Source organism: Nostoc sp. (assembly GCF_036918245.1).
Classification (GTDB): domain Bacteria; phylum Cyanobacteriota; class Cyanobacteriia; order Cyanobacteriales; family Nostocaceae; genus Nostoc.
The window spans coordinates 18,655-44,631 of record NZ_JBALEF010000112.1 but is presented as its reverse complement, the minus strand read 5'-3'; the positions used below and the strand labels follow the sequence as shown (position 1 = coordinate 44,631).

At 41.5% G+C, this 25,977-nt stretch carries 27 protein-coding genes; 19 read left to right on the top strand and 8 right to left on the bottom strand.

Annotated elements, in window-relative coordinates; all coding sequences use genetic code 11:
- Nucleotides 1-201, bottom strand: a 201-nt coding sequence (locus V7L12_RS32495; RefSeq protein WP_335090721.1) for a hypothetical protein, incomplete at its 3' end; no start/stop codon positions are given.
- A gap of 146 nt (nt 202-347) precedes the next feature.
- Here V7L12_RS32495 and V7L12_RS32490 point away from each other — a divergent pair.
- From V7L12_RS32490 to V7L12_RS32475, 4 genes are all read left to right on the top strand, one after another.
- Complete coding sequence (locus V7L12_RS32490; protein WP_335090719.1) at nt 348-989, top strand: Uma2 family endonuclease; 642 nt, start codon at nt 348-350, stop codon at nt 987-989.
- Between the two features lie 396 nt (nt 990-1,385).
- On the top strand, nt 1,386-2,855 hold the full coding sequence (locus V7L12_RS32485) for an efflux RND transporter periplasmic adaptor subunit (RefSeq protein ID WP_334822268.1): 1,470 nt from the start codon (nt 1,386-1,388) through the stop codon (nt 2,853-2,855).
- Nucleotides 2,856-2,952: 97 nt separating this feature from the next.
- The gene (locus V7L12_RS32480) at nt 2,953-4,170 is read left to right on the top strand and encodes an ABC transporter permease (RefSeq protein WP_335090717.1); all 1,218 of its coding nucleotides are present in this window, start codon (nt 2,953-2,955) and stop codon (nt 4,168-4,170) included.
- Between the two features lie 302 nt (nt 4,171-4,472).
- Entirely contained in the window at nt 4,473-5,084 is a 612-nt protein-coding gene (locus tag V7L12_RS32475) for a hypothetical protein (RefSeq protein ID WP_335090725.1), read from the top strand.
- A gap of 125 nt (nt 5,085-5,209) precedes the next feature.
- Here the strand turns inward: V7L12_RS32475 and V7L12_RS32470 are convergent, their stop codons facing one another.
- The gene (locus tag V7L12_RS32470) at nt 5,210-5,578 is read right to left on the bottom strand and encodes a Dethiobiotin synthetase (RefSeq protein WP_292787328.1); all 369 of its coding nucleotides are present in this window, start codon (nt 5,576-5,578) and stop codon (nt 5,210-5,212) included.
- Between the two features lie 209 nt (nt 5,579-5,787).
- Here V7L12_RS32470 and V7L12_RS32465 point away from each other — a divergent pair, with 209 nt between their 5' ends.
- The 9 genes from V7L12_RS32465 (at nt 5,788) to cas5 (ending at nt 15,089) form a co-directional block, all read left to right on the top strand.
- Nucleotides 5,788-6,024, top strand: coding sequence for a hypothetical protein (locus V7L12_RS32465; RefSeq protein ID WP_334822265.1), 237 nt, complete (start codon nt 5,788-5,790; stop codon nt 6,022-6,024).
- 496 nt (nt 6,025-6,520) lie between these two features.
- Entirely contained in the window at nt 6,521-6,766 is a 246-nt protein-coding gene (gene psaC / locus V7L12_RS32460; protein ID WP_015175986.1) for a photosystem I iron-sulfur center protein PsaC, read from the top strand.
- Nucleotides 6,767-7,174: 408 nt separating this feature from the next.
- Nucleotides 7,175-9,058, top strand: coding sequence for a glutamine--fructose-6-phosphate transaminase (isomerizing) (gene glmS / locus V7L12_RS32455; RefSeq protein ID WP_335090715.1), 1,884 nt, complete (start codon nt 7,175-7,177; stop codon nt 9,056-9,058).
- Nucleotides 9,059-9,322: 264 nt separating this feature from the next.
- Nucleotides 9,323-10,018, top strand: a complete 696-nt coding sequence (locus V7L12_RS32450) for a hypothetical protein (protein ID WP_335090713.1) — start codon at nt 9,323-9,325, stop codon at nt 10,016-10,018.
- 21 nt (nt 10,019-10,039) lie between these two features.
- Nucleotides 10,040-10,996, top strand: a complete 957-nt coding sequence (locus V7L12_RS32445) for an AIPR family protein (RefSeq protein ID WP_335090711.1) — start codon at nt 10,040-10,042, stop codon at nt 10,994-10,996.
- 348 nt (nt 10,997-11,344) lie between these two features.
- Nucleotides 11,345-11,836 (top strand): type I-MYXAN CRISPR-associated protein Cas6/Cmx6, encoded by a 492-nt coding sequence (gene cas6 / locus V7L12_RS32440; protein ID WP_335090723.1) that lies wholly within the window; start codon nt 11,345-11,347, stop codon nt 11,834-11,836.
- Between the two features lie 58 nt (nt 11,837-11,894).
- Entirely contained in the window at nt 11,895-13,430 is a 1,536-nt protein-coding gene (gene cas8a1, locus V7L12_RS32435) for a type I-MYXAN CRISPR-associated Cas8a1/Cmx1 (protein ID WP_335090709.1), read from the top strand.
- Nucleotides 13,431-13,486: 56 nt separating this feature from the next.
- Nucleotides 13,487-14,461, top strand: coding sequence for a DevR family CRISPR-associated autoregulator (locus V7L12_RS32430; RefSeq protein ID WP_335090707.1), 975 nt, complete (start codon nt 13,487-13,489; stop codon nt 14,459-14,461).
- Between the two features lies 1 nt (nt 14,462).
- Entirely contained in the window at nt 14,463-15,089 is a 627-nt protein-coding gene (gene cas5, locus V7L12_RS32425) for a type I-MYXAN CRISPR-associated protein Cas5/Cmx5/DevS (protein ID WP_335090705.1), read from the top strand.
- Nucleotides 15,090-15,584: 495 nt separating this feature from the next.
- On the opposite strand, the gene V7L12_RS32420 is transcribed toward cas5, so the two are convergent.
- Complete coding sequence (locus V7L12_RS32420; RefSeq protein WP_335090703.1) at nt 15,585-15,731, bottom strand: hypothetical protein; 147 nt, start codon at nt 15,729-15,731, stop codon at nt 15,585-15,587.
- Between the two features lie 5 nt (nt 15,732-15,736).
- Nucleotides 15,737-15,967, bottom strand: a complete 231-nt coding sequence (locus V7L12_RS32415; RefSeq protein WP_335090701.1) for a hypothetical protein — start codon at nt 15,965-15,967, stop codon at nt 15,737-15,739.
- A 145-nt stretch (nt 15,968-16,112) separates the two neighbouring features.
- On the opposite strand from V7L12_RS32415, the gene V7L12_RS32410 reads away from it, so the two are divergent.
- From V7L12_RS32410 to V7L12_RS32400, 3 genes are read left to right on the top strand one after another with little or no spacing between them, the layout of a single operon-like run.
- Nucleotides 16,113-16,235 carry a hypothetical protein gene (locus V7L12_RS32410; RefSeq protein WP_335090699.1) on the top strand — a complete coding sequence of 41 codons (123 nt, stop codon included), beginning with the start codon at nt 16,113-16,115 and terminating at the stop codon, nt 16,233-16,235.
- Between the two features lie 10 nt (nt 16,236-16,245).
- On the top strand, nt 16,246-16,815 hold the full coding sequence (locus V7L12_RS32405; RefSeq protein ID WP_335090697.1) for a TniQ family protein: 570 nt from the start codon (nt 16,246-16,248) through the stop codon (nt 16,813-16,815).
- A 27-nt stretch (nt 16,816-16,842) separates the two neighbouring features.
- Nucleotides 16,843-17,226 carry a TnsD family Tn7-like transposition protein gene (locus V7L12_RS32400; RefSeq protein WP_335090695.1) on the top strand — a complete coding sequence of 128 codons (384 nt, stop codon included), beginning with the start codon at nt 16,843-16,845 and terminating at the stop codon, nt 17,224-17,226.
- Between the two features lie 242 nt (nt 17,227-17,468).
- On the opposite strand, the gene V7L12_RS32395 is transcribed toward V7L12_RS32400, so the two are convergent.
- A complete protein-coding gene (locus V7L12_RS32395) occupies nt 17,469-17,771 on the bottom strand; it encodes a hypothetical protein (protein ID WP_335090693.1) in 303 nt (100 codons plus the stop codon).
- Nucleotides 17,772-17,967: 196 nt separating this feature from the next.
- Between V7L12_RS32395 and V7L12_RS32390 the strand changes: the two genes are divergently transcribed.
- Entirely contained in the window at nt 17,968-18,225 is a 258-nt protein-coding gene (locus V7L12_RS32390) for a hypothetical protein (RefSeq protein ID WP_273766102.1), read from the top strand.
- A 267-nt stretch (nt 18,226-18,492) separates the two neighbouring features.
- Here the strand turns inward: V7L12_RS32390 and V7L12_RS32385 are convergent, their stop codons facing one another.
- The 3 genes from V7L12_RS32385 to V7L12_RS32375 all read right to left on the bottom strand — a co-directional run bounded on the left by V7L12_RS32385 (nt 18,493) and on the right by V7L12_RS32375 (nt 24,755).
- Nucleotides 18,493-21,819, bottom strand: a complete 3,327-nt coding sequence (locus V7L12_RS32385; protein WP_335090690.1) for a Swt1 family HEPN domain-containing protein — start codon at nt 21,817-21,819, stop codon at nt 18,493-18,495.
- A 127-nt stretch (nt 21,820-21,946) separates the two neighbouring features.
- Nucleotides 21,947-22,498, bottom strand: a complete 552-nt coding sequence (locus tag V7L12_RS32380; RefSeq protein WP_335090688.1) for a hypothetical protein — start codon at nt 22,496-22,498, stop codon at nt 21,947-21,949.
- Complete coding sequence (locus V7L12_RS32375) at nt 22,467-24,755, bottom strand: DUF1156 domain-containing protein (protein ID WP_335090687.1); 2,289 nt, start codon at nt 24,753-24,755, stop codon at nt 22,467-22,469. The genes V7L12_RS32380 and V7L12_RS32375 overlap by 32 nt, the downstream gene beginning before the upstream one ends.
- 429 nt (nt 24,756-25,184) lie before the next feature.
- On the opposite strand from V7L12_RS32375, the gene V7L12_RS32370 reads away from it, so the two are divergent.
- Nucleotides 25,185-25,595, top strand: coding sequence for a type II toxin-antitoxin system RelE/ParE family toxin (locus V7L12_RS32370; RefSeq protein WP_322637850.1), 411 nt, complete (start codon nt 25,185-25,187; stop codon nt 25,593-25,595).
- Nucleotides 25,592-25,939 carry a helix-turn-helix transcriptional regulator gene (locus tag V7L12_RS32365; protein WP_335090684.1) on the top strand — a complete coding sequence of 116 codons (348 nt, stop codon included), beginning with the start codon at nt 25,592-25,594 and terminating at the stop codon, nt 25,937-25,939. Before V7L12_RS32370 ends, V7L12_RS32365 begins: the two co-directional genes overlap by 4 nt.
- Nucleotides 25,940-25,977: the final 38 nt, after the last annotated feature.

The window sequence follows — 25,977 nt, the reverse complement described above, 5'->3', positions numbered from 1 at the left end:
ACTCCGTTCATCCACTTCAGAACTCCGTTCATCCACTTCAGAACTCCGTTCATCCACTTCAGAACTCCGTTCATCCACTTCAGAACTCCGTTCATTCACCTCAGAACTCCGTTCATCCACTTCAGAACTCCGTTCATCCACCTCAGAACTCCGTTCATCCACCTCAGAACTCCGTTCATCCACCTTAAAGACTGGATTCATTAAAGTAGACCATCGGTGCGTTAGCCTCCGGCATAACACACCCTACGAAAATTGTTAGCAAGAATGCAGTTAAAGCTTTGGTGTCAGCTTAGTGCTGGAAAATGAAACTTGTATGATCGTTGTTAAAGTTCCTCTTTCGCAATATTATGAGCGAATTACAGACCCAACTAGCAACCGATACCTGGATAACAGCAACTTGGGATGAATATATCCAAATAATTGAAAATCCTGCCTACGAAAAAGCCAAGGGCTACTACCACAATGGACAGATGAGGATTGAAATCTACGCACTAGGCCATGACCACGCTTGCGACAACACAATTATTGCCTTTGCTGTTAACCTTTTTTGCACAATTAAAGGCATCCCTGCCAAAGGCTTAACTAATTGTACATATCGGAAAACAGGCTTTAAGGAAGCTCAACCTGATGTGTCTTACTATATTGGTGAGAATGCTGATGTCATTCCTTATGGAACTTCAATCATTAATCTAGATATATATCCACCACCAGATTTAGTTATTGAAGTAGCTAATACCTCACTTGCTGACGATCAAGGTGAAAAACGACTTTTATACGAAGATTTAGGAGTAAAAGAATACTGGATTTTAAATGTCCAGAATGTCCAAGTTATGGCTTTTGCTATTGAAAACCAAGGTAGTAGGCGGATTACAGAATCTCAGGTATTACCAGGACTAGCTATTTCTTTATTAAACGATGCATTACGGCGAACTCGTCAAATAAATCAAAGTCAAGTTGGTGCTTGGTTATTAACCCAATTTCAGCAATAATTACAAACTGCTTTGCAGTAGGGAATGGGGAGTAGGGAAAAAGAAAAGGATACAGAGCAACTAAAGCCCGATCGCACTATAGCAATCCTATCTAATTTGTGAGAATTCCCAGCCGGAGATTCCCAGCTTCTCAAAAAAGTCGGGAATCTTGTTTCTCACGAATAGTTCAGAATTGCACTAATATGCTGTGGCTAAAGTCACCCTTTTAGGTGAAGACATACAGAAATACGAATGCCTAGTATTAAGGAAGATTAAGCAACTGTGAAGCTTATTATGCATCTGGTTGTTAATTGACTCATAAAAATTTAATCCCAAAGCTTTAACAACTCCGTATTACCCATTTGTCCTCTAACTAAAAAATATTCTTATACAGCAAGATTTACAGGCTTCTATAATATGGCTACGCACATAGAAATTCCAGTTATTGGCAAAGTTAAGTATCCATTGCGCTGGCTGATAGGGCTGATGGCAGGGAGTGCTTTGGTTGTGGGTACTATAACAACTTACACTTTAGTAAATCAAGGGACAAACAAAGAAGATATTGCTCAACTAACTGTGCCAGTTGCAGCACAAAACGTCACTTTGCGGATTACAGCTAGTGGCAAAGTCGTGCCAGTTCAAAGCGTAAATATTAGTCCCAAGAATCCTGGAGTGCTGTCGCAATTATATGTGGAACAAGGCGATCGCATTCAACAAGGGCAAATTCTCGCCCGCATGGATAGCGCCAGTATTGAAGCTCAAAGGAGCCAGTACCGTGCTAACTTAGCCCAAAGTCAAGCACAGCTAGCCGAAGCTAAGGCTGGTAGTCGTCCTCAAGAAATCGCTCAAGCTAGGGCGCGATTAGCACAATCTCAAGCCCAATTAGCCGCAGCTAAGGCTGGTAATCGTCCCCAAGAGATTGCTCAGTCTCAATCCCAAGTGGATGCGGCTCAAGCAAAGGCGAATTACACCAGTGGACAGGTAAAGCGTTATCAATACCTATACGAACAGGGAGCGGAGAATAAACAATTACTTGATCAAGCCATCAGCGACGACAAAAGTGCTAAAGCCAGTTTAGAAGAAATAAAAAAACGATTGTCGTTAGTCCAAAGTGGCACTCGGAGTGAGGAAATTGACCAACGCCAAGCCGCTGTTAACGAAGCACGGGCAGCATTGGTACTGTTAGAAGATGGCACTCGTTCTGAGGAAATTGCCCAGCGTCAAGCTGCGGTTGCATCTGCTGAGGCTCAGTTAAAGGGTGTGCAAGTGCAGTTGGAAGATACTATTATTCGCGCTCCTTTGTCGGGAATTGTTACCCAAAAGTATGCCGAACCCGGCGCGTTTGTCACACCGACAACTTCTGCTTCTGCTAGTGCATCGGCAACTTCCAGTTCAATTGTCGCTGTAGCACGCGGTTTAGAAATATTAGCTCAAGTTCCTGAAGCCGACATTGGCAGAATTAAACCGGGGCAGCAGGTGGAAATTGTTGCTGATGCATATCCGGATCAAGTTTTTAAAGGTCATGTGCGCCTGATTGCTCCTGAAGCAGTGATAGAACAAGGTGTGACATCCTTCCAGGTGCGGGTTGCTCTCAATACTGGCATAGATAAACTGCGTTCTGGCTTAAATGTGGATCTGACTTTTTTAGGCGATCGCGTTAATAATGCCTTGGTGTTACCAACGGTGTCAATCGTCACCGAAAAGGGTAAAACTGGTGTACTCGTACCCGATGCAAAGAATAAACCCCAGTTCCGCGAAATTACAATTGGGGCACAAATTCAAGACCAAACTCAGATTTTAGGGGGAGTTAAACAAGGCGATCGCATTTTTGTTAACCCACCCAAAGACTACAAAATCGAAAAGGCGAAAGAACAAAATAATTCGTAATACTTCGGCTACGCCCTTCGACTACGCTCAGGACAAGCTCAGTACAAGTTCGTAATACTTCGGCTACGCTCAGTACAAGTTCGTAATTATATAAGATATGAATTTTTTAGAAAGCATGAATATGGCGGGGAAAACCCTGCTGTCAAATAAGCTGCGTAGCGCTCTCACGATGTTGGGTATAGTTATTGGCAACGCTTCCGTGATTGCGATGATTGGGATTGGCGAAGGTGGGCAAAAGTACATTAATAAACAGTTGGAGTCACTAGGGCCAAATGTGCTATTTGTACTGCCAGGTAATCGAGAAACTCAGCGGATCTCCTTTGAAGTACCAAAAACTCTAGTGTTGCAAGATGCGGATGCGATCGCCTCTCAAGTACCAACAGTAGTAGGAGTTTCTCCCGAATTAAACACCAGACAGGTGGTTACATACCGCAACAGAAACACCGATGTCAACATCATTGGCACAACTCCCAGTTTCCTGTCGGTGCGGGATTTTGAAACTGCTAAAGGCAGGTTTTTCTCCGAGGTAGACATCAAGCGAAGTAACCAAGTCGTTGTGCTAGGTGGAGACTTGACAGAAAAACTATTTGGTAATACTAACGCTATAGGTCAGCAATTGCGAGTTGGAAATACCAGCTTTCAAGTGATTGGGACGTTAACAGCCAAAGGTTCCAGCGTGGGAGCAGATTATGATAATGCTGCCCTAATACCAATCACGACATCTGCAAACCGACTTGTGGGCAAGAATTCTCCCTATGGTATTGCTTTAGATTATCTCGTTGCTGCCGCTCGTGATTCCGATAGCGTGGATGCAGCAGAATTTCAAATTACTAATTTGCTGCGTTTACGGCACAAAATTAATGGTGAAGATGACTTTACTCTTCGCTCTCAAAAGGATGCTTTGCAAACTGTCGGTCAAATTACAGGTGCATTGACAATTATGCTAGCTGCGATCGCAGGCATATCCCTGTTTGTCGGCGGCATTGGCATTATGAATATTATGCTAGTCTCCGTCACCGAACGCACCCAAGAAATCGGATTGCGAAAAGCGATCGGGGCAACTGAACAAGATATTTTGCTACAGTTCATCATTGAGGCAGTGATAGTTTCTGCCGCTGGCGGCTTAGTTGGGACTGCGGTTGGTGTCAGTGGCATCCTATTAGTGGGAGCCTTGACTCCTTTAGAAGCGAGTCTTTCTCCTGTAGCGATTACTATGGCTGTTGGTGTCTCTGGGGCTATTGGTTTATTCTTTGGTGTTGTTCCTGCACGTCGCGCTGCTAAACTCGACCCCATTGTGGCTTTGAGAAGTGCTTAGTGATGGGAATGGGGAATTAAAAATTAAAAATGAATACAGCGTAAGGGTTTCATTGATTTGGAATCGGTGGTTTATTTACGCACTGCCTCAGCTAACTCTCTAATTACAGCTATTTTCAGGTAAATAGACCACGCGGTAGGGGCGCAAGGCCTTGCGCCCCTACAACAGATGTGGTTCAAATACTTGAATTCTGCTGTAACGCGACGCGATCGCTGCAATCCATTGAAGTAATTTTGCTGAAAAACGGGAAGACTATGGTTACTCCCGAATGGGAAATTTCTATAAAAATCCTCAACAGCAAAATGCTCAAAAAATCTCTGCTTAACTGTTTAATTTTACCTTTTTCTCTAATGCCCTGGCTCTGTGTCGGAACGCTTTTTGATTCCCAAGCCAATGCTTTACCAGGGCAAAGTACAGAAGAGGTAGGCACTTGGATTAAAGCACATCCGACACTCCGCCCCAGGAGCGGAGAGCGATTATTTGTGCAAAAGACTGATACTGCTGCCCAACGCTTCACTTTTCAAGCGTCAGTATTGCCTCCCGGTAGGGTAGAGTTTTCTAAAGACCGTGGCAGAATTCGGACTGAGCGCATTACTATGTATGATGCTATTAACGGCATGACATTTGCGCGTCTCCAAGAATCCTTGCGGGTAATTTATGGCTTGGAGATTTATCAAGACTACGATCGCGCCCAAGTCGTGTATCAATATCCCAACCAGAATGTAGTTAATTCGGCACGTCTAGCCAAAACTCCGATTCGAGAAGCCTTAAAGGGAGAATTACGAGTAGGCGATCGCTATGTATATTGGGTGGAAGTTGCCCAACCCAAGACTGGCAAAGCTTTTACAGGTCAAATGACTGTTTTGCTCAAAACTGACCTAGACAAGTTAGAAAATGAACTGCAAATTCGTTAATGGGCATTGGACAAGAGGAGGCAGGAGGCAGTGTTTCGACTACGCTCAACAACCAGGTAGGAGGCAGAAGTTCTTTAATTTTGAATTTTGAATTTTAAATTTTGAATTTTGAATTGATTTCTTCCTCATCTCTTCCCCAACTCCATCTGAGCTAAGGTTTGCCATATACCCGAAAAGATACTTTCAGCTGCTAAGGAAATTCGTAGTAAATCTTCTTTGAGTAGTGGTGGCCAATCAACCCCGGCTTTCCGCCCTGCGCCAAATAGCTGTTGTGCCTTAATACTTAACTGATAAAGGGCCAAAGCCAGTTCTCGGTCTAGGCTCTTTGCATCTTTGAGGGCTTCAAACACCACTTTCAATGCCAACAAAATCGAAGTGATCTGACCGGGTACCGGCGGTTTGCCCTGTTTCATACGCGTTAACAGCGCATCTGGGTTTTCCTCGGTTGTGATTGTCTGATCTATGAGGAGTTTCCTAGCTGTTTCGTAATTCATGTAGTCAGTTTAGCGCACATTTTGCTTCAGCAGTAATACTTAATTAAAAAGTCATAAAACGGGCTTTTAGTTATTTATAGCAATCTCTGATGATTTGTGAAATGATAGGCGTGGGGAAAATGATGGAGAATTGGCGATGCTCTAGGTTAACCAGATAGACTGAATATAATATCTTTGAAAAATACACCTTACTAGGAATCAAAAGTAAAATGATCTCACCGAATTTACTAGAAATTGAGCGCTCTATCCTTACCTTGTCTGTGGAAGAACAACTTTGGCTGTTAGAAAGTATTGTCCGACAAATCCGAGAAAGGGAGTATGTAAAAGATAAATTAGTTGATGCTAATAATCTAGAAGAACAACTGCAAGTGACGGCTATTGAGCCAAAGATTGAAACAAAAATTGCTACTATAAATGATGAGTTTGCAATTTCTGAAATACTCTGATATGTAGGAGTAAACATTATGAAATTGCCAGACCTAAAAAGTTAAATATACGAGTTATCGGTGAGCGATCGCAGTCTGTAAATTAATCATTTACATAGCAAAAGCAGTTTGATTCAGTAATAAAACTGCTTTTGCGTAATATAAATTGCCGAACTGCTTTTGTTTGCACGGGGAAGTGGCGATCGCAAAATCAGATTATTACCCAAAATCCCCATAGTTAAAATTATGGAGATGTTTCTATTTACTTTTAATTTTGTTTCATCTATCTTTACGATTCAACCCCGTTATGGTATACCACTGTGGTAAATACGCTCTGATGATGTTGCTGATTATCAGTCAATAGGGACAATCTCGCAAAAAGAAATTTTAACGCTGCTTATTACATTGTTTGAAGTTATGTAGCCTTTTGATTACGGCCTATCAACCACTGCGGTAGACTATGCGTTGATTATGATTCTTTCGCAGAGAAGAACACTCGAAAGGAGCCGTTTATTCAATGTCTCATTCTGTAAAAATCTACGATACCTGCATTGGCTGCACCCAATGCGTCCGCGCTTGCCCTACTGATGTACTTGAGATGGTTCCTTGGGATGGCTGTAAAGCTGCTCAAATTGCCTCTTCACCCCGTACAGAAGACTGCGTGGGCTGTAAGCGTTGCGAAACCGCTTGTCCCACCGACTTTTTGAGCATCCGGGTTTACCTGGGCGCTGAAACAACTCGCAGTATGGGTCTAGCTTACTAAAAAGCTGAGTGCTGAGTGCTGAGTGCTGGGTGCTGAGACAAAAAGAAGTAAATCAGAAACAAAATTTTTTGATTCTTCACTCGGAACTTGGAACTCGGAACTTGGCACTCAAGGCTTTTAATTGTCTCAATAGCAAGCACCTTTACGATCGTAGAGTGGACACTGCCCGCCTTACGAAATCGCAATTTTAGATTGGGGATATAATCTCTGGGTATGTAAATCCTAGAAGCCGTATTTGTACCGTCAGGTCAAAAGCTGACGGGGAATCCGCTGTAAAAAAAACCTAAAATCCATAACAATACCTAGTGGTAGAGGGAGTATCTTACTCCCTTTTTTCTTTGCAAAATGTCCACTTTATGCTACCGACTATACTGGATTTAATCATCCTGAAAAAAAGTGGTGTGAAGAATGTGCGGAATTGTTGGATATATAGGCACTCAAGCGGCGACAGACATTTTACTGGCTGGACTGGAGAAACTAGAGTACAGGGGCTACGATTCGGCTGGAATCGCCACTGTTTGGGAAGGTGAGGTAAATTGTGTGCGGGCAAAGGGTAAACTCCATAACCTGCGTTCTAAACTGGAACAAATAGAAACCCCTGCCCCAATTGGTATTGGTCATACACGCTGGGCAACTCATGGTAAACCAGAAGAGTACAACGCCCATCCCCATTTGGATACGGCAAAGCGAGTGGCGGTAGTGCAAAATGGCATTATTGAAAACTACCGCGAGTTACGCGAGGAACTCAAAGCGAAAGGACACCAGTTTCTTTCTGAAACTGATACCGAAGTCATTCCCCATTTAATAGCCGAATTTTTAAAGAATCTTCCTCCTTCATCTTCCTCATCTCCCTTCCTAGAGGCAGTTCGCCAAGCTGTTAACCACCTAAAAGGGGCATTTGCGATCGCAGTTATTTCTGCTGACTACCCCGATGAATTGATTGTTGTCCGCCAACAAGCACCTTTGGTAATTGGTTTTGGGCAAGGGGAGTTCTTTTGTGCATCTGACACGCCTGCGATCGTTGCCTATACCCGTGCAGTGCTACCTCTGGAAAATGGCGAAATTGCCCGCCTCACACCTTTGGGCGTTGAGATTTACAATTTTGCTGGCGATAGGTTGAAAAAACAACCCCGGCTGCTCAACTTCAATCCTGCAATGGTAGAAAAGCAGGGATTCAAACACTTCATGCTCAAAGAAATCCATGAGCAACCAGGGGTAGTAAGAGCTAGTTTAGACGCATACTTTACTAATCTTGGAGAATCTACCGAATCGCCAATCAATCTTGGTTTACCTGCGGATTTATACAAGGATTTAGAACAAATTCAGATCGTCGCCTGTGGTACAAGTTGGCACGCAGCATTAATCGGAAAATATTTACTCGAACAACTAGCAGGAATTTCAACTCAAGTACATTATGCTTCTGAGTATCGCTATGCACCATCACCCGTGACAGCTAACACCTTGATTGTTGGTGTTACCCAATCAGGTGAAACAGCTGATACCCTCGCAGCTTTGACTATGGAAAAAGAACGTCGCCAGGGAAAAGAACCCAAATATCAAGCGCGACTACTGGGCATTACCAATCGTCCTGAAAGCAGCCTTGGTCATCTAGTACCCCATATCATCAGTACCCTAGCGGGAATTGAAATTGGGGTAGCAGCGACGAAAACTTTTACTGCTCAACTGATGGCATTTTATGCTTTGGCATTGGATTTAGCCGCTCGTCGTCAGACAGTTTCAAAAGATACATTAGATCAAATTATTAATGGGTTACGACAGATTCCCAAAGAAATTGAAGCAACTTTAGAAAGTCAGGAACGTTTAAGCGAACAGCTAGCCCACGAATTCGCCGAAACCAAAGATTTCATTTTTGTGGGAAGAGGAATTAACTTTCCCATTGCTTTAGAAGGGGCGTTGAAACTAAAAGAAATTAGCTATATTCACGCCGAAGGGTATCCGGCTGGAGAGATGAAACATGGCCCGATCGCGCTTTTAGATGCGAAAGTACCAGTAGTTGCGATCGCAATACCTGGTAGTGTGTACGAAAAAGTTATTTCTAATGCCCAAGAAGCCAAAGCTAGAGATTCTCGGTTAATTGGCGTGACTCCCGTCAACGATGGCGAAGCTGCGGAAATTTTTAACGATCTTTTTCCCATCTCTCATGTAGAAGAATTACTTTCTCCGATTCTCACAGTAGTTCCTTTGCAATTATTGGCTTATCATATTGCCGCCCGTCGCGGTTTGGATGTCGATCAACCTCGTAATCTAGCTAAAAGCGTTACTGTAGAATAGTATTATTTTATACTCAAAATTAAGGTAAAATGGCTTCTGAAGAAGTTCTATGGCTTGCAGAAGCCATTTTTATGGCAATGATTATAAGTATAATATATTTATTAATACTTAAGTAAGCATTCGTTGGATTTGCAGTAAAGGGTAAAATTATCCAAATGCGATCGCAAAAACCCGAATGTATATTTTTACAACGTCTTTATACTACAGACAAGTCTGTAAAAATTTGAGCCGATAACATCCAAGTTAATTACATCTACCAACATTATGAGTGAAATCCACCTACGTCAAATAAAGTCATACCTTCAAAAAACATTTAATGGTTTGATTGACTTATCAGATTATCAAAATAAATCTGAAACAGACAGAGAGTTAATTTTCTTAACAAGAAGTCTAGCTGCATTTACTTTGATGGTTTTAGCTAATATCTCTCCTCAAGAAGCATCAAAATCGATAGTTGATGGTGGACAGGATAATAGAATAGATTCACTTTATTTTGACAGGCGAGAAAAAATAATGTATGTATTACAGTCCAAATGGAAACAAGACAGTAAAGGTAGTGTTAAAACAGATGAGGTAATGAAATTTACTAGAGGTTTTAAAGACTTGGTAAATGCTAGATATGACAGATTCAACTCAAAATTTAATAATAAAACTCCAGATATTGAAGAAGCGCTGAATGACGCAGGAACAAGATTTGAAATAATTCTTGTCTATTCAGGTCAAACTCCCTTAGCAGATGAACCAAAAAGAGAATTGGATGATCTATTAGGTGAGATGAACGATTCATCAGATATTGTTAGTATGAGAGTTTATAACCAGGCATATATATATAATATTATATCTCAAGGAGCATCTGGCAATCCTATAAATTTAGATGTTTGCCTGTTTGAGTGGGCACAAACAAAAGAACCCTATCAATCATATTATGGGCAAGTGTCTGCTAGGGAAGTAGCTGATTAGTGGACTAAACATTCTCCTAAATTGTTCTCTTCAAATATTAGGCTTTTTGTAAAAGATAGTGAAGTTAATGAAGGTATTATCAATACACTCAAAAAAGAACCGGAAAAATTTTGGTATTATAACAATGGCATAACAGCTTTGTGTTCTAGTATTGGGAAAAAACCGCTTGGTGGTAGTGGAAGAGACATGGGCATATTTGAATGTAAAGATGTCAAAGTAGTTAATGGCGCTCAGACTGTTGGATCGATAGCAAGAGCATATCAAAATTCTCCTGAGCAGGTTGAAAAAGCAAGAGTTCTTATTCGTTTTATCTCCTTAGAAAACTGTACTGAAGAATTTGCTACAGAAATTACTCGATTCAACAATACTCAGAACCGAATTGATCGTCGAGAATTTGTAGCTCTCGATCCAGAGCAAGAAAGAATAAAAAATGAACTTCACTTAGAAGGAATTATTTATACTTATAAGTCAGGTGAATCAATCCCAGATGGAGAAAAAGGTTTTGATTTAAATGAAGCTACGATTAGTCGAGCGTGCAAACAGAATGAGGTTTCTTTCGCCACGCGAGTTAAAGATAAAATTGGTGTTTTATGGGAAGATATAGAAAAACCTCCATACAAAACTCTCTTTAATACATCAGTAAATGGTTCTAACCTTTGGAAATTAGTTCAAATCTTAAGAGTAGTAGAGAATAAATTATCAGAAGTACAAAAACAACGAGATGGAAGAGAAAAGCTATTTGCTACTTCTAGTAATCGTCTCATACTACACCTGGGGTACAAAGCCTTAACAGAGAATTTTTTGAGCATATCATCTGATTTAACCGCAGTACAAATTGATGATATTCAATCTATGACCTCAGAGTTTTTGGGTAGTATTATGAGTGAAAGTAGCAACCTATTTCCAACTTCCTATCCGGCAAATATCTTCAGAAATGTCAAAAAATGCCAGGAAATTGTGGAAAAAATTTTAAATTGAGGACAATACTGTAGGAGTCCCAGTAATTCGAGTTGGTACAAATGAGGCTTTTCCTATTCTTCAAGGAAATTTTATAAATGCTAGGAGAGGAACAGGAGAAGGAAGTGTAATTTGGGACAGAATGGTAAATGCTCATAAATGGTATTTCTTTATGGAAGGAATGTGGTAATACCAATGGACAAAAACTTTTGTTCCTTTCTCAGATGAGATAAATGAAGTTTTTTATGACGAAAGTCAGGGAATTATGGATATTGCTATCAAACTTTACAAAATGCTTCAATGGAGAGCAATTTCAATAGGCGGGAAAGAAATTATTACTGTTGAGCTAATTCGTCAAGCAGCTTTGGAATTCATACTATTGCAGGTATTCCCAAGGAAAGCGTAATTCAGCTAACTAAAAATTCTAGGCTTCGGATTCAGCTACTAGTAGATCAAGTGCGTTTGGTTTATCCGTTAGCAGGTAAGTCCCTGAAAATTGGCAAGCATACAATTCGCTTGGGGATTCCTGAAATTTATTTGCTTGAGCCTACTGAGAGATTGCGATCGCGTATAGTGATTATCCAGGGTTATCAAGAACCGGAGTCATTTTTAGCAGCAGCACAGCGTCAGTTAGAACAACTGGGTATTCAGGGAAAAGCCTTTATTACTAAAAATACTGATGGTAGCCCAAAACGTAGAAGTATCAAAATCAAGCGCTTTACGGTTGTGGGTTTTAGGTTAGAAATCATTAATCTCAGCAATGAAGATTCGCTAACATTACTGAGATATGGCATTGGGGAAAAGCGTAAGATGGGCTGTGGCATTTTTGTGCCAGTGAAGAGAAAGGGAAACGCAAGTTAAAGCTGGTTTTGACTATTACCCAATAAAAGTTTAAGAGTATTTCCCAGAAATAAATAAGATGTCCATAGTAGCTAGTGTTGTCAATCCCAAAATCCAGTTAAATCTGGGCGACCCAAGCATAACTTGGATACATCGTGCTGGCATAGCAGGGCTGTGGATGACGCTCAAGCAACTAGAAAAACTATACCCAATACCTACGGAACGACCTGGTAATTTAACTTGGTTGCTGACTCCTCGCAGTATCAGCCTTGAATGGAAAGGGCAGGATTTCGTAGTTTTAGACTGGCTGCTAAAGCAATCTTTTCAGATTAATGAAGAAGGTCTAATTTCGCTGACAGGCTTAAATACGCATTCAATCAATATTGAAACCCAAATTAATATTCACTTGGGAATAACAGGAACGTTTCTCCAACATAATCAGGTTTTTAAATTTGACGGCAGTAAATCCTGGTCATTAATAGTTGATGGTGTAGAAATCGATGTTGAGTTTAAGAAAGCAGTTTCCTATGCTCATCAACATTTTGCTAAACAACTCTGTGATAAACAAGGTCAATTATTTGAACAATCAATTGGTGTCGCAGGGTGGCTATATCCAGGGTCTGTAGTTCGTCATGTTGCTTTTACAAAAGAAACTAAGTTTGAAGAGAAACCACAACTGACTTTTGCTCTTTTATATGCTCCTGTCGCTTGCCACTACTTTGTTATGCGATCGCATACCAAACTGGAACATACACAATATGCTCTAGTTATACCTGAAGTGGTTGACTTAGAAATTTATGCCCAGGAATACTGGAATTTGGGAAACTTAGATTACAAGGATTTCCATGTATCTAGCTTAGGAGATGCTGCATTAAGATTCCTTACTTACGAAACAATTATAGAACTGACTACACCCGATCAAGTAAAACGATGCCAGGTCATGTTATTTGGAACGGTAATTTGGTCAAAGCAGCAAAAAACTCGCATAGAAATAGCAGTAGTAGAAGCGACTGAAATAATAGCTTTTATCTATAAGCTTAGTCGTATTTATTTTCCAGAGTACCAAATTATTAAGTATAAAAATAAAAATTTTATCATTAGCAACATGTTTAGGGGAACAATTGCCGATAACTTAGTAAAGGGCTTTCCTTGGTGGGCTAATTTATATACAATCTTTAAAAATAAAAGTTTATTGAAACTCATTACTAATGATGGAGTTAATAAGATGATTCAAAACTCTGAATGGAATCTAGAAAGTCAAAAATTATTTATTAAAGCTTGTCATGAGGCATTGAAGAAAATCTACGCTAAAATTCATGGGCGAACAAATGAAGGTCAATATGCTCAAATTGAAAGAGAAAACATACGTATTTTATCGCAACTAGGACGTTGTACAAATGCTGAAAACTTTCGGAAATTCATTGCGGAGTTTTGGGGAAGATCAGGCCAACTTTCCATTTTAGAGAAACACTGGGAAGAATTACTGCCATTAACTTCTGGGATAATGGATTGGAAAGTTGCCAGAGATTTAACTTTTATTGCTCTTACTAGTTATCCAAAAAGCAATGTGATTGAGAAACAAATATTGGAAATCTCTGATTCTAATAGTGAATAATTACACATTCTTTTGCTTAATAAAGCACAAAACATGAATTTAATAGGCAATTTTAAATGTTTCATTTATTCGGTAATATTTTGACTAGCTATGGAACCGCAGCTAATAATCGTGGGGAAAATGAAGGTAATATAACTCCCTTACAAAAATTAATTTGGAAAGGTGAAGTTCATACTACCATTTCATCTGAGGCGATTCGTTGGGCATTAAGCTACTACTGGCAAAATGTTGGCTATCCGGTGAATCGATGTTGGGATGAGAACGCTCAACCAGTAGCGGATCATGTTTGGCAAGACCCTAACTTTGATGAGATTCGCTTTATTGATGATGATATTTTAGGATTTATGCAGGCAGAAGCAGCAAAGGTGGAAGCGTCAGATGAGTCTGAAGGCGAGTCCGAAGGAGCATCCCAAGATGAGAACAAAAAAAGTTCTAAAGGTAAGGATAAGCAAACTTCTCCACGTAAGGGCAAGCAAAAGCCTAAAGGAAAAATAACTGCTAGACGAGGTGTATTAGAAGTTACTCGTGCAGTGTCAATCATACCTTTTACGGGAGACATTACCTTTAATGCTGTCAGTGGAGTAAAAGGACGAAATTCTCTTTATGCCACAGAGATTCATGCTACTCGTTATCAATATGGTTTTGCATTGACACCTGATAGCCTCAAAGATAAATCTCGCATCCATCCTGTTCTAGATGGTTTGATTTCGATTGGTGAAGTCGCGGGAAATCATGCCCGTTTTTTGTATGATTTCTCCCCTGAAAGTATTGTACTGCGCTGGACACATGATTTTTCCCCTCGTTTTCTATATTGCTTTGAGCAAGATGAACTGGGGAATTTGTCAGTATCCAACTTAGTGCGACAGGTGGAAGTAGAAGATATTGATCCCAAAGAATTATGGATTGGAGGCTTAATTTCTCAGGGTTTAGAAGATTTGGGAGCAAATGTGTTTCCTGGAGTGAAGTCGGCAGTCAAAGCATTAAAACAGGTCATTGCTGAAGATTTGCAGTTGTCATCGGGGAGCGATTAACATGACGACAATTGCTTTGAAAGTTGAAGTACCTATTGCTTGTTTTCGTCAATCCCGTGCTAGAGAATATGCTGAAACGTATCCAGTACCACCGCCTTCTACGGTGTACGGGATGTTACTTTCTCTGATTGGTGAGACAGATCGTTATAAGCATTGTGGAACTCAATTAGCGATCGCGCTCTTGTCTAAACCAGAAAAATCTCTTGTAATTCGGACTTTTCGCAGGTTTAAAACGAAAGATATCCACCACCCTAAGAATGCTAAACCTGATTACCAAGAGTTGCTAACGAACATTGAGTTTGTAGTTTGGGTAAAAACAGACAAAGCAAAGCCTACTTTACCAGAACGTTTGCAGCAGGCATTTGCGAACCCAGGTTCTATCAATCGATTTGGTGGGCTGTGTTTAGGTGAAAGCCGGGATTTAGTCAATACTGTTACCCTTTTACCTGAGAAGTATCATGGTGAGTTGCTGTGGTGGTTAGTTACAAATGAAGATGGTTCGCTAACCTTACCTTACTGGGTTGATCATGTTGGGTCTAAGAGAACGCGCTGGCAGTGTTATGAGCTTCAAGAGTCCCAAGTATGGCAACCACCGAATTTATCGTGGACTACAATTCAAACTAGTTGAAAAATGAGGATATTTAGATTTTCACAAGGATATCTGCTTGTTGAACCAACATAAAGAGATAAAAAGTCGGTATTCTTTACTGAATCAGTAATTTAGCGTTTTCCTATAACTTAGGATGCTTGTAATTCCTGAAAAAGTTTCAATAATAAGTCTTCTGGGCGTTGCTAAACTAACCTAGCCTATTAAATTTTGCAAATTTAGTACCTCTTAATGACATATGCTTGTAAGATTATCTAGAAGACCTGATGGATTAATATGTTTAGCCATCGCTGTTCTTTAACATTAGATGTCGTCAGACGTTGAGCAGAGGAATGCGTTGAACATTAGTGATTCTCAATAACTTTGTTCTTTAACATTAGATGTCGTCAGACGTTGAGCAGAACTTGAAAAGACAAAGGCTGACAAAGTTGTTCTGTTTCTTTAACATTAGATGTCGTCAGACGTTAAGCAAGATTTTGCTGCTCTTTACCATAACTTATACTTCAAAAACTTCCTTCAACCTTCTTCATGCGAAATTTTTGTGCGGATTTGTTCCCATTGCTCAATCTGCTTGTGTAGTTGCAACTTGCGATCGCCCTCAACTGCACCAAGACCAGCAAACAAACCCTGACGGTTCAACTGATCGCTGTAAATAGCAATCAATTCGGTCAGTGCTTTTTTATGGCTTCCATTTCCTCCTCAGTGAAGGAATTTACATCTAGGCAAATCAGTCGTCTGCCAATTCTCTCTACAAGCTCCGACCTGCTTATATCAAAATTGGAGGCGATCGCATCTAATCCTTTAATACCAGTAGGAGTAAGGGCTAGGTTGACCCTTTTTTTCACCTCGTCGTACATCTCTGGTACGTCTTTTTGTCCTTTGTGCCCTTTCTTCCCCATTAGTACCCAGCTATTACACACCTCCTAAATCATAGTCAACAGCAAGGACTACGGGTAGATTCTATAAATTGGTCAAAGATATTTAGTTATTGTGTAATACCTAAATTATTGATAATATAGGCATTGTGTAACACCTAAAATTTTGATGATAGAGGACAAAAATCCTGATAATTTTGTTTGCTGGGGAGAGAAAGGTGTGGAAGGCGATCGCCACAAACTTGAAACACTTTGGAATTTACAAAAATATTCTTTTCAGGTTTCAACATAAGAAAGAATCTATGCTTGGCTTTTTTCCAGCCCCTTATCCAGATGAAATTTTATACAGCATCTTGGTTCGCTACCACATTAGGAGTGGTAACACAAGTCCAAAAATAACTTTAAGAGAGCTATTTAATTCTCAAGATGTAATAGCTACTGTTGACTTACCTTCTAACCTTAATTCGTTGATTGAGAATCTACAATTTATCTCGAATTATCAAGTAGAAGATTTGATATATAAATATACCCTCTATCCTTTCTACAGTGTTTTCCTGCCACCGAAAAGAGCCAGCCAGGTAATGGAGTCTATGAAAGCAGATTTCGGAGGAGATATTCATACCAGAACCGGAATTATGGCGAGTTCGTTGAAGATGCAGAGGTATCTGCGATTTTGCCCAAAATGCTTGGAAGAAGATTTGCAAAACTATGGGGAGTCATACTGGCATAGGCTACACCAAACACCAGGGGTTCTGGTTTGCCCAGTTCATGGTGTGACTTTGCAAGATAGCACAATTCCCATGCAAGGTTTTAATAGGCATGAATACTATGCTACAAGCCAAGAAAACTGTCATGTTCTACCGATACAATAGACTTACAGTCAAGAGACTTTAAAAAAGTTGCGACTGCTGGCTCAAGACATTTCCTGGTTGATAACTAGTAATCTTTTCTCTAGAGAACTAGAGTGGTTTCAAAGAAAATATATAGCTTTATTGATTGAAAAAGATTTTGCAACGGCAACCGGGCGAGTAAACCAAAAGAGACTACTAGATAATTTCTTGTTCTTTTATGGTGCTGAAGTGCTTGTGGCTGTTAACTCAATGGTGAATTACGAAAATGAGCAAAACTGGCTATTCAGCATTGTTAGGAAGCATAGAAAGTCATTTCATCCCATCAGACATCTACTCGTAATTAGATTTCTGACGAATTCTATTGAGGAATTTTTCAACACGGATTACCAATATAAACGAAACTGTAGAGGATTTTCAGATTCGGCGTATTAAGTGGGCAATTAAGCGGCTTGATGATTGCGGAGAAGAAATTCAGCCTTGGAAGGTGATTAGACTGGCTGCACTACGAGAAAATTGCTCACAGAGAGTACAAGCAGCTCTAGAAAATGAGCTTTATAAGCAACCGAATTAAGTTAATAACACTTTCTAGATCATAGTTCTGTTAATCAAAAGCTCCAAACAAGAAAGAGACGTGACTTTAACACGTCTCTAAGTGATGGGAAGAATATTGAGTTCTAAGCTACATCCGCGACTAGTAAGCCGTTGACAGCAATAATCAAAAGCAGCGCTGAATCAGAAGTGTCACAGCAGTGTCTTTTATCGCTATTACAGGGCTGTGCTATCCATTTGCCTTCAAGATTCTGGTAAAAAGTTCCTAGAAGTTGGGAACCGTTCCAAACTCGATACAGTTCTCCCAAATCATCTGGCACTGAGTCAATTTCAATTTCTGGCGCTACTGCGTCAGCTAAGTGGTCAACATATTCCTCAAACTCTGCTTGAGCCGAGGCTTGTTTGTCAAATTCATCTTGTACAATCATCTGAGTAACCTCATTGATGGGGCTTTACAAAAGGCGATCGCAATCTTTGAACGGAGGGCGATCGCCTTTGTCTTGTTACTCCATTGTAATTACCTGTTATTACTAAAACAAGAGCGTTACTACAAAATTTTCAAAATTAGCCACAATTAAGGTAAATAGAGTTATTACAGATTGAGAGTTTCTAGCAGAAAGGAATATGGTAAAGCGGCAAACAACAAAATTGGGCAATCAAATCATTGTCAGAATGGACGATGAGACTAAGGAAGCTTTTATGGACAAAGCTAAAACTGAGGGCAAGACAGCCTCAGAATTAATCATGGGTTGGATTCGTTCTTACCTGGCTGAAGAATCCCAAGGAACTCCAGATTTAGCCAAAATGCAGGTGGACTTAGAGACATTAAAACAACAGGTTGCTGTACTCCAAAATGAATACTTGGGAAAATTAGCAGCCTGAGAGAAGAGAACGATTCTCTCAGGCGATGGATAGATGAAATTATCAGTTCTGCTCCCAAGATGCCAAAAAGCCCGTCAGATGTCTGACGGGTTTAGCTTTATTAAGACGATTGACTGTGATAGTTAATTGTTTAGTTACTACAAGTACTAACAACGTATTTACTATAACTACAATGGCGATGTCTACGACGGGCTACGCCTACGCACTCTTGAGAGTGACGTAATGCTTTACCTCATTACTTTCTAACAAGGTTTATGTACCTCAACTTCATTCTTGTTCAAATCCCTGATTACTAAATTTGAGAACCCGACAGTTCTCGCTGACTGTGCGAATCACGTTCTCTGGCACTCCTTCAGGGACAGTGACCTGAAGTTCTAAGGTAATTTCTACTTCAGCATCTACTAAACTACTGAGGTGTTGAATAACCTCGTCTGCTATCTGTCCTATGTCACGTCTTAGCCGCAATGCGTCCAATTTGACTGAACCATAGAAACGTTTTGGTGGAACTATGACAGTTACTTGGCTATCAGAGGAGCCATTTGCTGTTACTACAGTGTCAATAGTTTTTTCCTTTCCAGTCTTGTAGCTTCCTGTTTTTTCTTTAACTGATGGTGGAGTTACAGGTTTAACAGCAGCATCTGCATCAATTTGACGTTGTGCTACTTCTGGCTTAACTATCAGATTTTGACTGCTAAGGGTTACGGTAATGTGTTCAGCTGCTTTCAAACCAAGATAACGTCCTTTGGATTCATCCCAGCCTGTGGCATAAGCAAAGTTTTCATTCCACAGTAACGCTGCAATTCCTTCTGCGATCGCTTGTAATAGTACCTGTTGATTTTTGATGCGTGGCAGGTAAAGGTAATACGCTAAGTATTCCCACAACTTTTTAAGGTCGAGGTGGTTTACATCGCGCCAGAGATAAGGATCGAGGGCTTCTAGGCGCAGGCGGCTGGCGGCATAGTTAGCAATCAAATGTTCTTCATGAACTGCTTTGCGGCTTGCTTGCAGAATAGGAGAGTCTTGCTTTTGCAATCGAATTTCTTGCCATTCAATCTCTCCTTGAGGGTCGGGTTGCATCGGTACTAACAGCCAGATGTAAGCTTCTTGAATTAAATTTTTTAGATCCTTGTCGGTTTGCTGTTGTTTAGTCGTCGCCTGATTGCTTTGAAAAACATCTAAGTTTAAGGCTTCTTTATCCCGAATAATCGAATTCCAGGCAAGGTACTGGCAAACAGATTGTTCTAATAGCTCCAGTTTTGTCTTGTCTGGTGCCAGGAACAGCAACATATTTTTGCAGTACCGAGGACTGGCTCCCTTTTGGTTCAGTATTTCTTCGGCTTTGGCGCGGGCTGGGGTTTCGCTTTCCTTATTTTTATGGGGATGTTGTGGCCCCATAACAACCAGCCTTACGGCCATTTCATCAGGAACATCTGCCGAGGAGTCGGGAGCAATATGTACTCCAGTAAACTCACCCCGTTGCTTATCAGCCTTTAATCGGAGAATGATTTCATCCCAAACTTTATCCTGATCCTGTTGGATTTGCTCGGCTCGGTCTTGGGCAAGTCTGGTGACACTAGGCTGAGTTGAGAACCAGTAACGAGTGTTATCGACATAAAGATGTGTGGACTGGTCGGTAAGTCGGCGCAAAGCATCGCCAAAAGTTGCTGCACTTTCCCCTGGTTGAACACACCCTAACTTGATCCGATGATCTTCTACACCGCGATTGGCTGCTCTTAGAGTTGGGGCAGAACCAAGGTAAATCGTCCGAGCAACACGGCGACAGGCAGAGTAACGTCCTAAATTCGGGTTTTGGCGATCGCACGCTAATGGTAGAGAATTATATCCATCTACATCTTTTTCAATGACTGGCACCCAGTTATCTTCTAGGTAGCGGGTCAATTCTGTTTGTACCTGTCCGTCATCCATTGGCACACTGGCAGGCATGATTAACAAACTTTTGTCCTGTCCTTCCCAAAGTGAATGAATCACCTTTGCCATCAGTCGCAGCACACCCCGCGTGCGTTGGAATTTGTCGAGAGTTGACCAGTCATTATAAAGTCGGTCAAACAGTTCTGGATGGATAGGATAGGCATTTTCTAGCCGTCGTTTGTAACTAGCTTCTCGGCACTCACTAGGAAACTCCTGAGATTGGTTTTGGTACATTTCTGCAAAGGCACGGATGATTGCATCACGGGCAATAAAGCCATTTTCTTCGGTGATGGGTTGAAACAGCCGCCGCCGCACAATTTCAAAGCTTTCATCGGCAGTTGCTGGTCGCCAAGGAGATTCAACTCTGCCAATAGCATTTTTGAGTCTACTTAAGGCTGCTTTACCGCGATCGCCTCCAATCTCATTATCAGATGCAGGGATACTCACAACCAAAAGAGTTTGGTTGGCGTTTTTTGCCGACTCACTCAAAGTCTGGGCAAAGGTAAAGTGAGTGTCAAAGCTGCCCCCCGGAAGGTCGTTTATTTCGTGAAGCTGTCGGGCATAAGCTACCCATTCATCAATTAAAATCAGGCAGGGTGCATAGCGGTTAAACAGCAGCCGCAGGGTATCGCCAGGGTTCGTTGAGGTTTCATCTGCCTCTCGAATCATTTCGTAGGCTTCCCTACCGCCCAGTTGCCAAGCTAATTCGCCCCAGAGTGTTCGGACAAATGTGCCATCTTTTTTAGGTTGAGGCTGACCGGGAGAAATTTTATTTCCTACCAGCACTGCTGTGTTAACTTTTGGCAAAGGTAAAACATTTGCCGCTTCCAGCACTGGTTCCAATCCTGGTAACTCGGATGCGGGAACTCCCATAAACAGGTGGTATAGTGCCAGCATCGCGTGGGTTTTGCCGCCACCAAAGTTGGTTTGCAGTTCGATAACGGGGTCGCCTGCATTGCTAGAAAGACGTAGCAAGGCATTTGTGAGCAGTTGCTTTAGCCCTTCGGTGAGAAAAGTACGGCTAAAAAACTCTGTAGGTATGCGGTATTCGTCGGAACCTTCATCTAAATAAACTTGCCAGAGGTCGGCAGCAAATTCTGCTTGTTGGTAGCTACCAGAGGCAACATCTGGGTGAGGTGTAACAATTTCTCGCCAGGGTTTTAAACCGCCTACAGGATTGCCTTCTAGAGGTTGGTGAGTAGCACGACGAGTTTCACGACGGGCTTGTTCTGTAAAGCGTACCCGCAAAAGTTCTTGTTTTTGTTTATCAACTTCATCTGCTTCTGGTGCGGAAAAAGCAGAAAGTAACCGCGATACGCTATCAAGAGCGCGATAGGCATCATCTGTAGAGAGTGGCTTATTGTGCGCCCAAGAGTTGCGCGTGTCAATTAATTCCCCAACCAAGCTTCTTTCTGCATTGCCCAGAGTCTTTTTGAACACCTCACGCCACTGATTAGACATGAGTTTCAGCAGTGCTGATTCGTCCTGCTTGAGAATTTGCTGGACAGTACGTCTTAGGCTGTGGTCTTCTGGAACAAAAGGTGTAGCGGCAACTACCCACTTATCGCCATAAATGGAACGCATTTCCCTTTCGACAAAAGGATATAAGCCTTCTCTCAAAAGGTCTAGCACCCTGCCAACTCGTTCGCGGTTACTTACGGACATAGATTTTTTATACTAGTTTTTCTTTTAACTCAGGGCTGCTGCCTGACGATCGCTACATATACTCTGGGCGTTAGAGCCACCCAGAATGTGTTAATAGGCTGAGGCTAATAACGAGAGTCGAAAGTAATTAAAGTAAAGCCATTTGTAAAGGAGTCGATTCATCGGTTTCAGCAGCGAGTCGAGAAATTTCTGGCCAGGAAATCACCAAGCTGTTGTAAGCGACACCTTCAGCAGCCCAGCCTTTTCTGTCGCAAATGTTATACAGCCGATAAGCTAATTCCCTTACTGCTTCTCCTATGGTTCCCAGTTGAGAGAGTAAATTTGCAGCACCTTGATTTCCCGCACCGTCTTGCAATTCCCGAATCATGTGCTGTGTGGCTTCCCAGACCGTGAGGCGGTTATCGGTTTGGGGATTCCAATTTTTGGATAATTCATCGCGGCGCAATAGTCGCACTTTACCCGCCTTGGCAGTGAGGATACCAGCGTCTACCAAGCCGTGTACTGCTGTATTCTTTGCTTTGGAGAGGGTTTCAGCATCGCCAAATAAACCTTCAGTAAAGGTGTGCTGTTCATACCAAATCAGAGCAAAGCGGGTTTCAGCGTCAAATTCGCCTTCTTGTTCAGCGAGGAATTCGTCTAGGGTTTGGTTAATTAATTGCAAGGCGGTACGCACAGGCATTTCTTTCCCGTCTGATTCTATGACTTTGCTGTAGCGGGAGTAAATATGCCATACCAGGGCCAATGCTGGCTTGTGCTAAGTCTACTGGGGCTATGTTGCCTTGTTGCAGTTTTTGCAGAGCATCAGGGAGTTCGCGTTTGAGAATGTTGACGAATTGTCGGCGGGTGGTGGATGGGGCGGTTTCTGGGCGGGGACGGCAGACGAGGACGATAGAGGAAGCAAGGGCATTGCTACCAATAGCTACACTACGCACACTACGTTCTGTCCGCATTGGCCAAGTACCATTAATAGAAAAGCCTGCTTGAATTAAACCTTCAAGCATAGTTTCCCAACCAGTAGAAGCAACTGCTGTAACCCCGTTCTCATGTTCCTCATCTTCTTCATTCTGTTTCACAGCGTAATAGACGCTAAATGGATAATCAGGAACAGTTGCATTACCTATTCGTGCAAAAGCTTTTCTTAACCCTTCCTGAAAAAATATTTCAGCTTTCTTTCTGCTACCACCGAAACGGTAAGGGGTAGCAACCAGTTCTTGAGCTTTGGGCGTAAGTAGAGTATCAAATAATTGAGGGTAAATAGGGTTTAAAGAACGACGTAACCATATATAGAAAAAGTCTGACAAGTCTGAATATCCAATTGAGTCAAAATAAGGTGGATCTGTAGAAATCAAAATATAGGGAATACCATTGCCACTATCTGTAGTTGCATCAGCTTGACAACTATAACCACTAATTGATGCAGGGACACTCTTTTCCAGTACTTCAACAATTCCTCTGAGACTTACTGTGAAATCTCCAGCAGCGCCAGCTAGTGGGTTAACTTCCGTAAAATCCCACACCATAGGAAGGGCTTGTCTAGCAAAAGTAGACTTAGCTTGATCTCTACTCGGACTCCAAATTACCAGGGAGCTGTTGTAGTCACTTAACTTGCTTACTCCAAAAGCTAAATAGGTCGCTACTGCATCAGCATAACCCGTTGCCCCTGATCCTTCCTCGCAAAGCGGAAGACTATCATCAAGTATTCCATTGGTTACAGCGTCAGCAAGTATTTTTTCTCGTGCTTCCTTTACCAAGTCACTGAAAGTGGTTAGCGCTACAAGCTGGCGTAGGGTAAATAAATCAGCAAAGGTTCGCATTCCATAATTAGGCGTTTTAAAGTCTCTTGGATTATGAGGTAGTTCAGCTTCAGGTTTCCACTCAGGTTGTGCTTGTGTTGCAATTTCCTCATATTCTTGATTGGGTGACAAATACACCCGCCCACGCTTGGCTTCTACCACAACAGCCATTAACTTTGCATCCATCTGTTCTGCTTTCCCTTCACTGCGGATGTAGTCCAAAGGCACAGGTGTACTACAACAAACGCATACTGCACCTTTACGACTAACTGTTCCTTCTGGTGGCTTACCTTTGCCAGTCTTTACCTGAAAATGTAAAACACGCGGTTGCTGGGTGTTATCAACAATAGGTTCAACCCAAGCTTCTTTTCCCTTCTTAGTCGAAAGTGCAAACGATCGCACTAACGGCATTATTGCACCACAAGCAGGGTTAGGACATTTGACTGTTCTTGCCCACAACCAAGCAATAACAGTTGCCTCCCCACCACCATACTCCTGCGGTAAATTCACCTTCGGATAAAGATGCCCTATTCTCTTAAAAGCCTCATCTCGCATCCATTGCCCGTAATAACGCACATCTTCAGCTAAACCCTGCGCCCCAAACCATTTTTGTGTCTTCAAAGATTTTTTTTGAGATTCAGGGTTAACTGGAGGCTGATTTGCAAACTTCGGCGGAATTTCAATTAAAGCCTTAGTAATCAAAACCGCCACCGGATTAATATCACTGCCGTGCGCTTCTAACCCCAATCTTTGAGCTTCCAAAGGTATGGAACCCCCACCGCAAAAAGGGTCTAGGACAGGCGGTGGATTATTATTTGTTGATTTGAGAATTTCTGCTTTAGCTGCGTCTAAAACTTCCTGATTATTGATATTTTCCCACTTCACCAATTGCTCGATAATTTCAAACAGGCGTTTTCTCTCTGTATCCTGCGCCTCTTTTGTGGGAAATTTATCAGGATGACTTGAGGGATCATCTACCAAAGACGAAAACAAAACTGCCCGACAAGTTGCTAGCGGTCGCCGCGCCCACCACAAATGTAGCGTAGAAGGGTGTCCATGCCTAATTGATTTTTCTCTAGCAGATTCTTGATTAATCGCTTCCAGTGGTAATGCTACTTCGATTAGCTTCTTGCGGTAGGTCATTCATTTTGCCAGACTTGTATAATTGAAGTCTGTATTTCTACCAGCAAGCAGCGCAAAATATTCCGAATGAGTGGACTTACGGAATCATTGCATCAAAGAATTTATTGGGCTAATTAACCTTTGTTGGTTGTTGCTTGCTTAACTTAGTTACAGAGCTTCATCCGGTAATTATAGTTTTCATAAATCGTAGATGTATCTAAGTTAAAATACGTAAAATATCAAAAAAAATATAAAGTTTTTTGAGAATTCCGTCTTTGTTGCTAGGACTCCTAAAACCAAAATCTGACAAGCCGAAAATCGAGAGCTACGTTCAAGACAGTGGCTCTATCGTAAGGTTATGGAAAACTTTTCCGCTTTAACAGGTACAAGACGTTGAACATAGCGAAGATTTCTGATAACATTAACGTTATCAGAATAGTGCATTAGTAAGTGAGCGAGTGGAAAATAGAATTTTATCAATCTGCTGACGGTCAATCCCCAGCGAAAGATTGGTTTGATGAACAGGAGGCAAAGGTCAAGGCTAGATTAGGTCGTATTTTTGACCTCTTGCAGGAGCAAGGCACATCTGTAGGAGAGCCTCATGTTAAGCACGTTGAAGACAAGCTTTATGAAATTCGAGCAGAACAAAACACAAATACTTATCGTTTAATCTACTTTGCCTACACTGGCAAGCGATTCATATTACTTCACGGCTTTCAAAAGAAAAGTCCAAAGCTACCTAAAAAAGAGTTGGACTTAGCTAAACAACGGATGAAAGAGTTTGTGAATCAAGAGAAAAATCAGCAGGAGAAAGCTTCTTCTCCAGAAGGTAATAAGTCCAAGAAGGGTAAAAAACGATGACTTCTAACACAATTTCTTGGGATTCTATCCGTGATGAGGTTTTAGCAGATCCAGACGTAAAGGCTGAATACGATGCCTTGGAATCTGAATTCCAGTGTGCAAAACAAGTTATTGCTTTAAGGAAGGCTAGCGGCTTAAACCAACGGGATTTTGCTAAGTTGGTTGGCATTAAACAGCCACAGCTAGCTCGGATTGAATCTGGGAAACAGGTTCCTAAAATTGAAACCCTAGCAAAACTTGCTAGGAGTGCAGGTTACGATGTCGAGATTCGCTTTGTAGCACCCAAAGGAAAGCGATCGCATAAAGTCGAGCCTCTGAGGATTTCTGCTAAGGAGTTAGTTTAGTCCTGTGATTGCTCTCACTAAAAGCATCCCTTTTTACT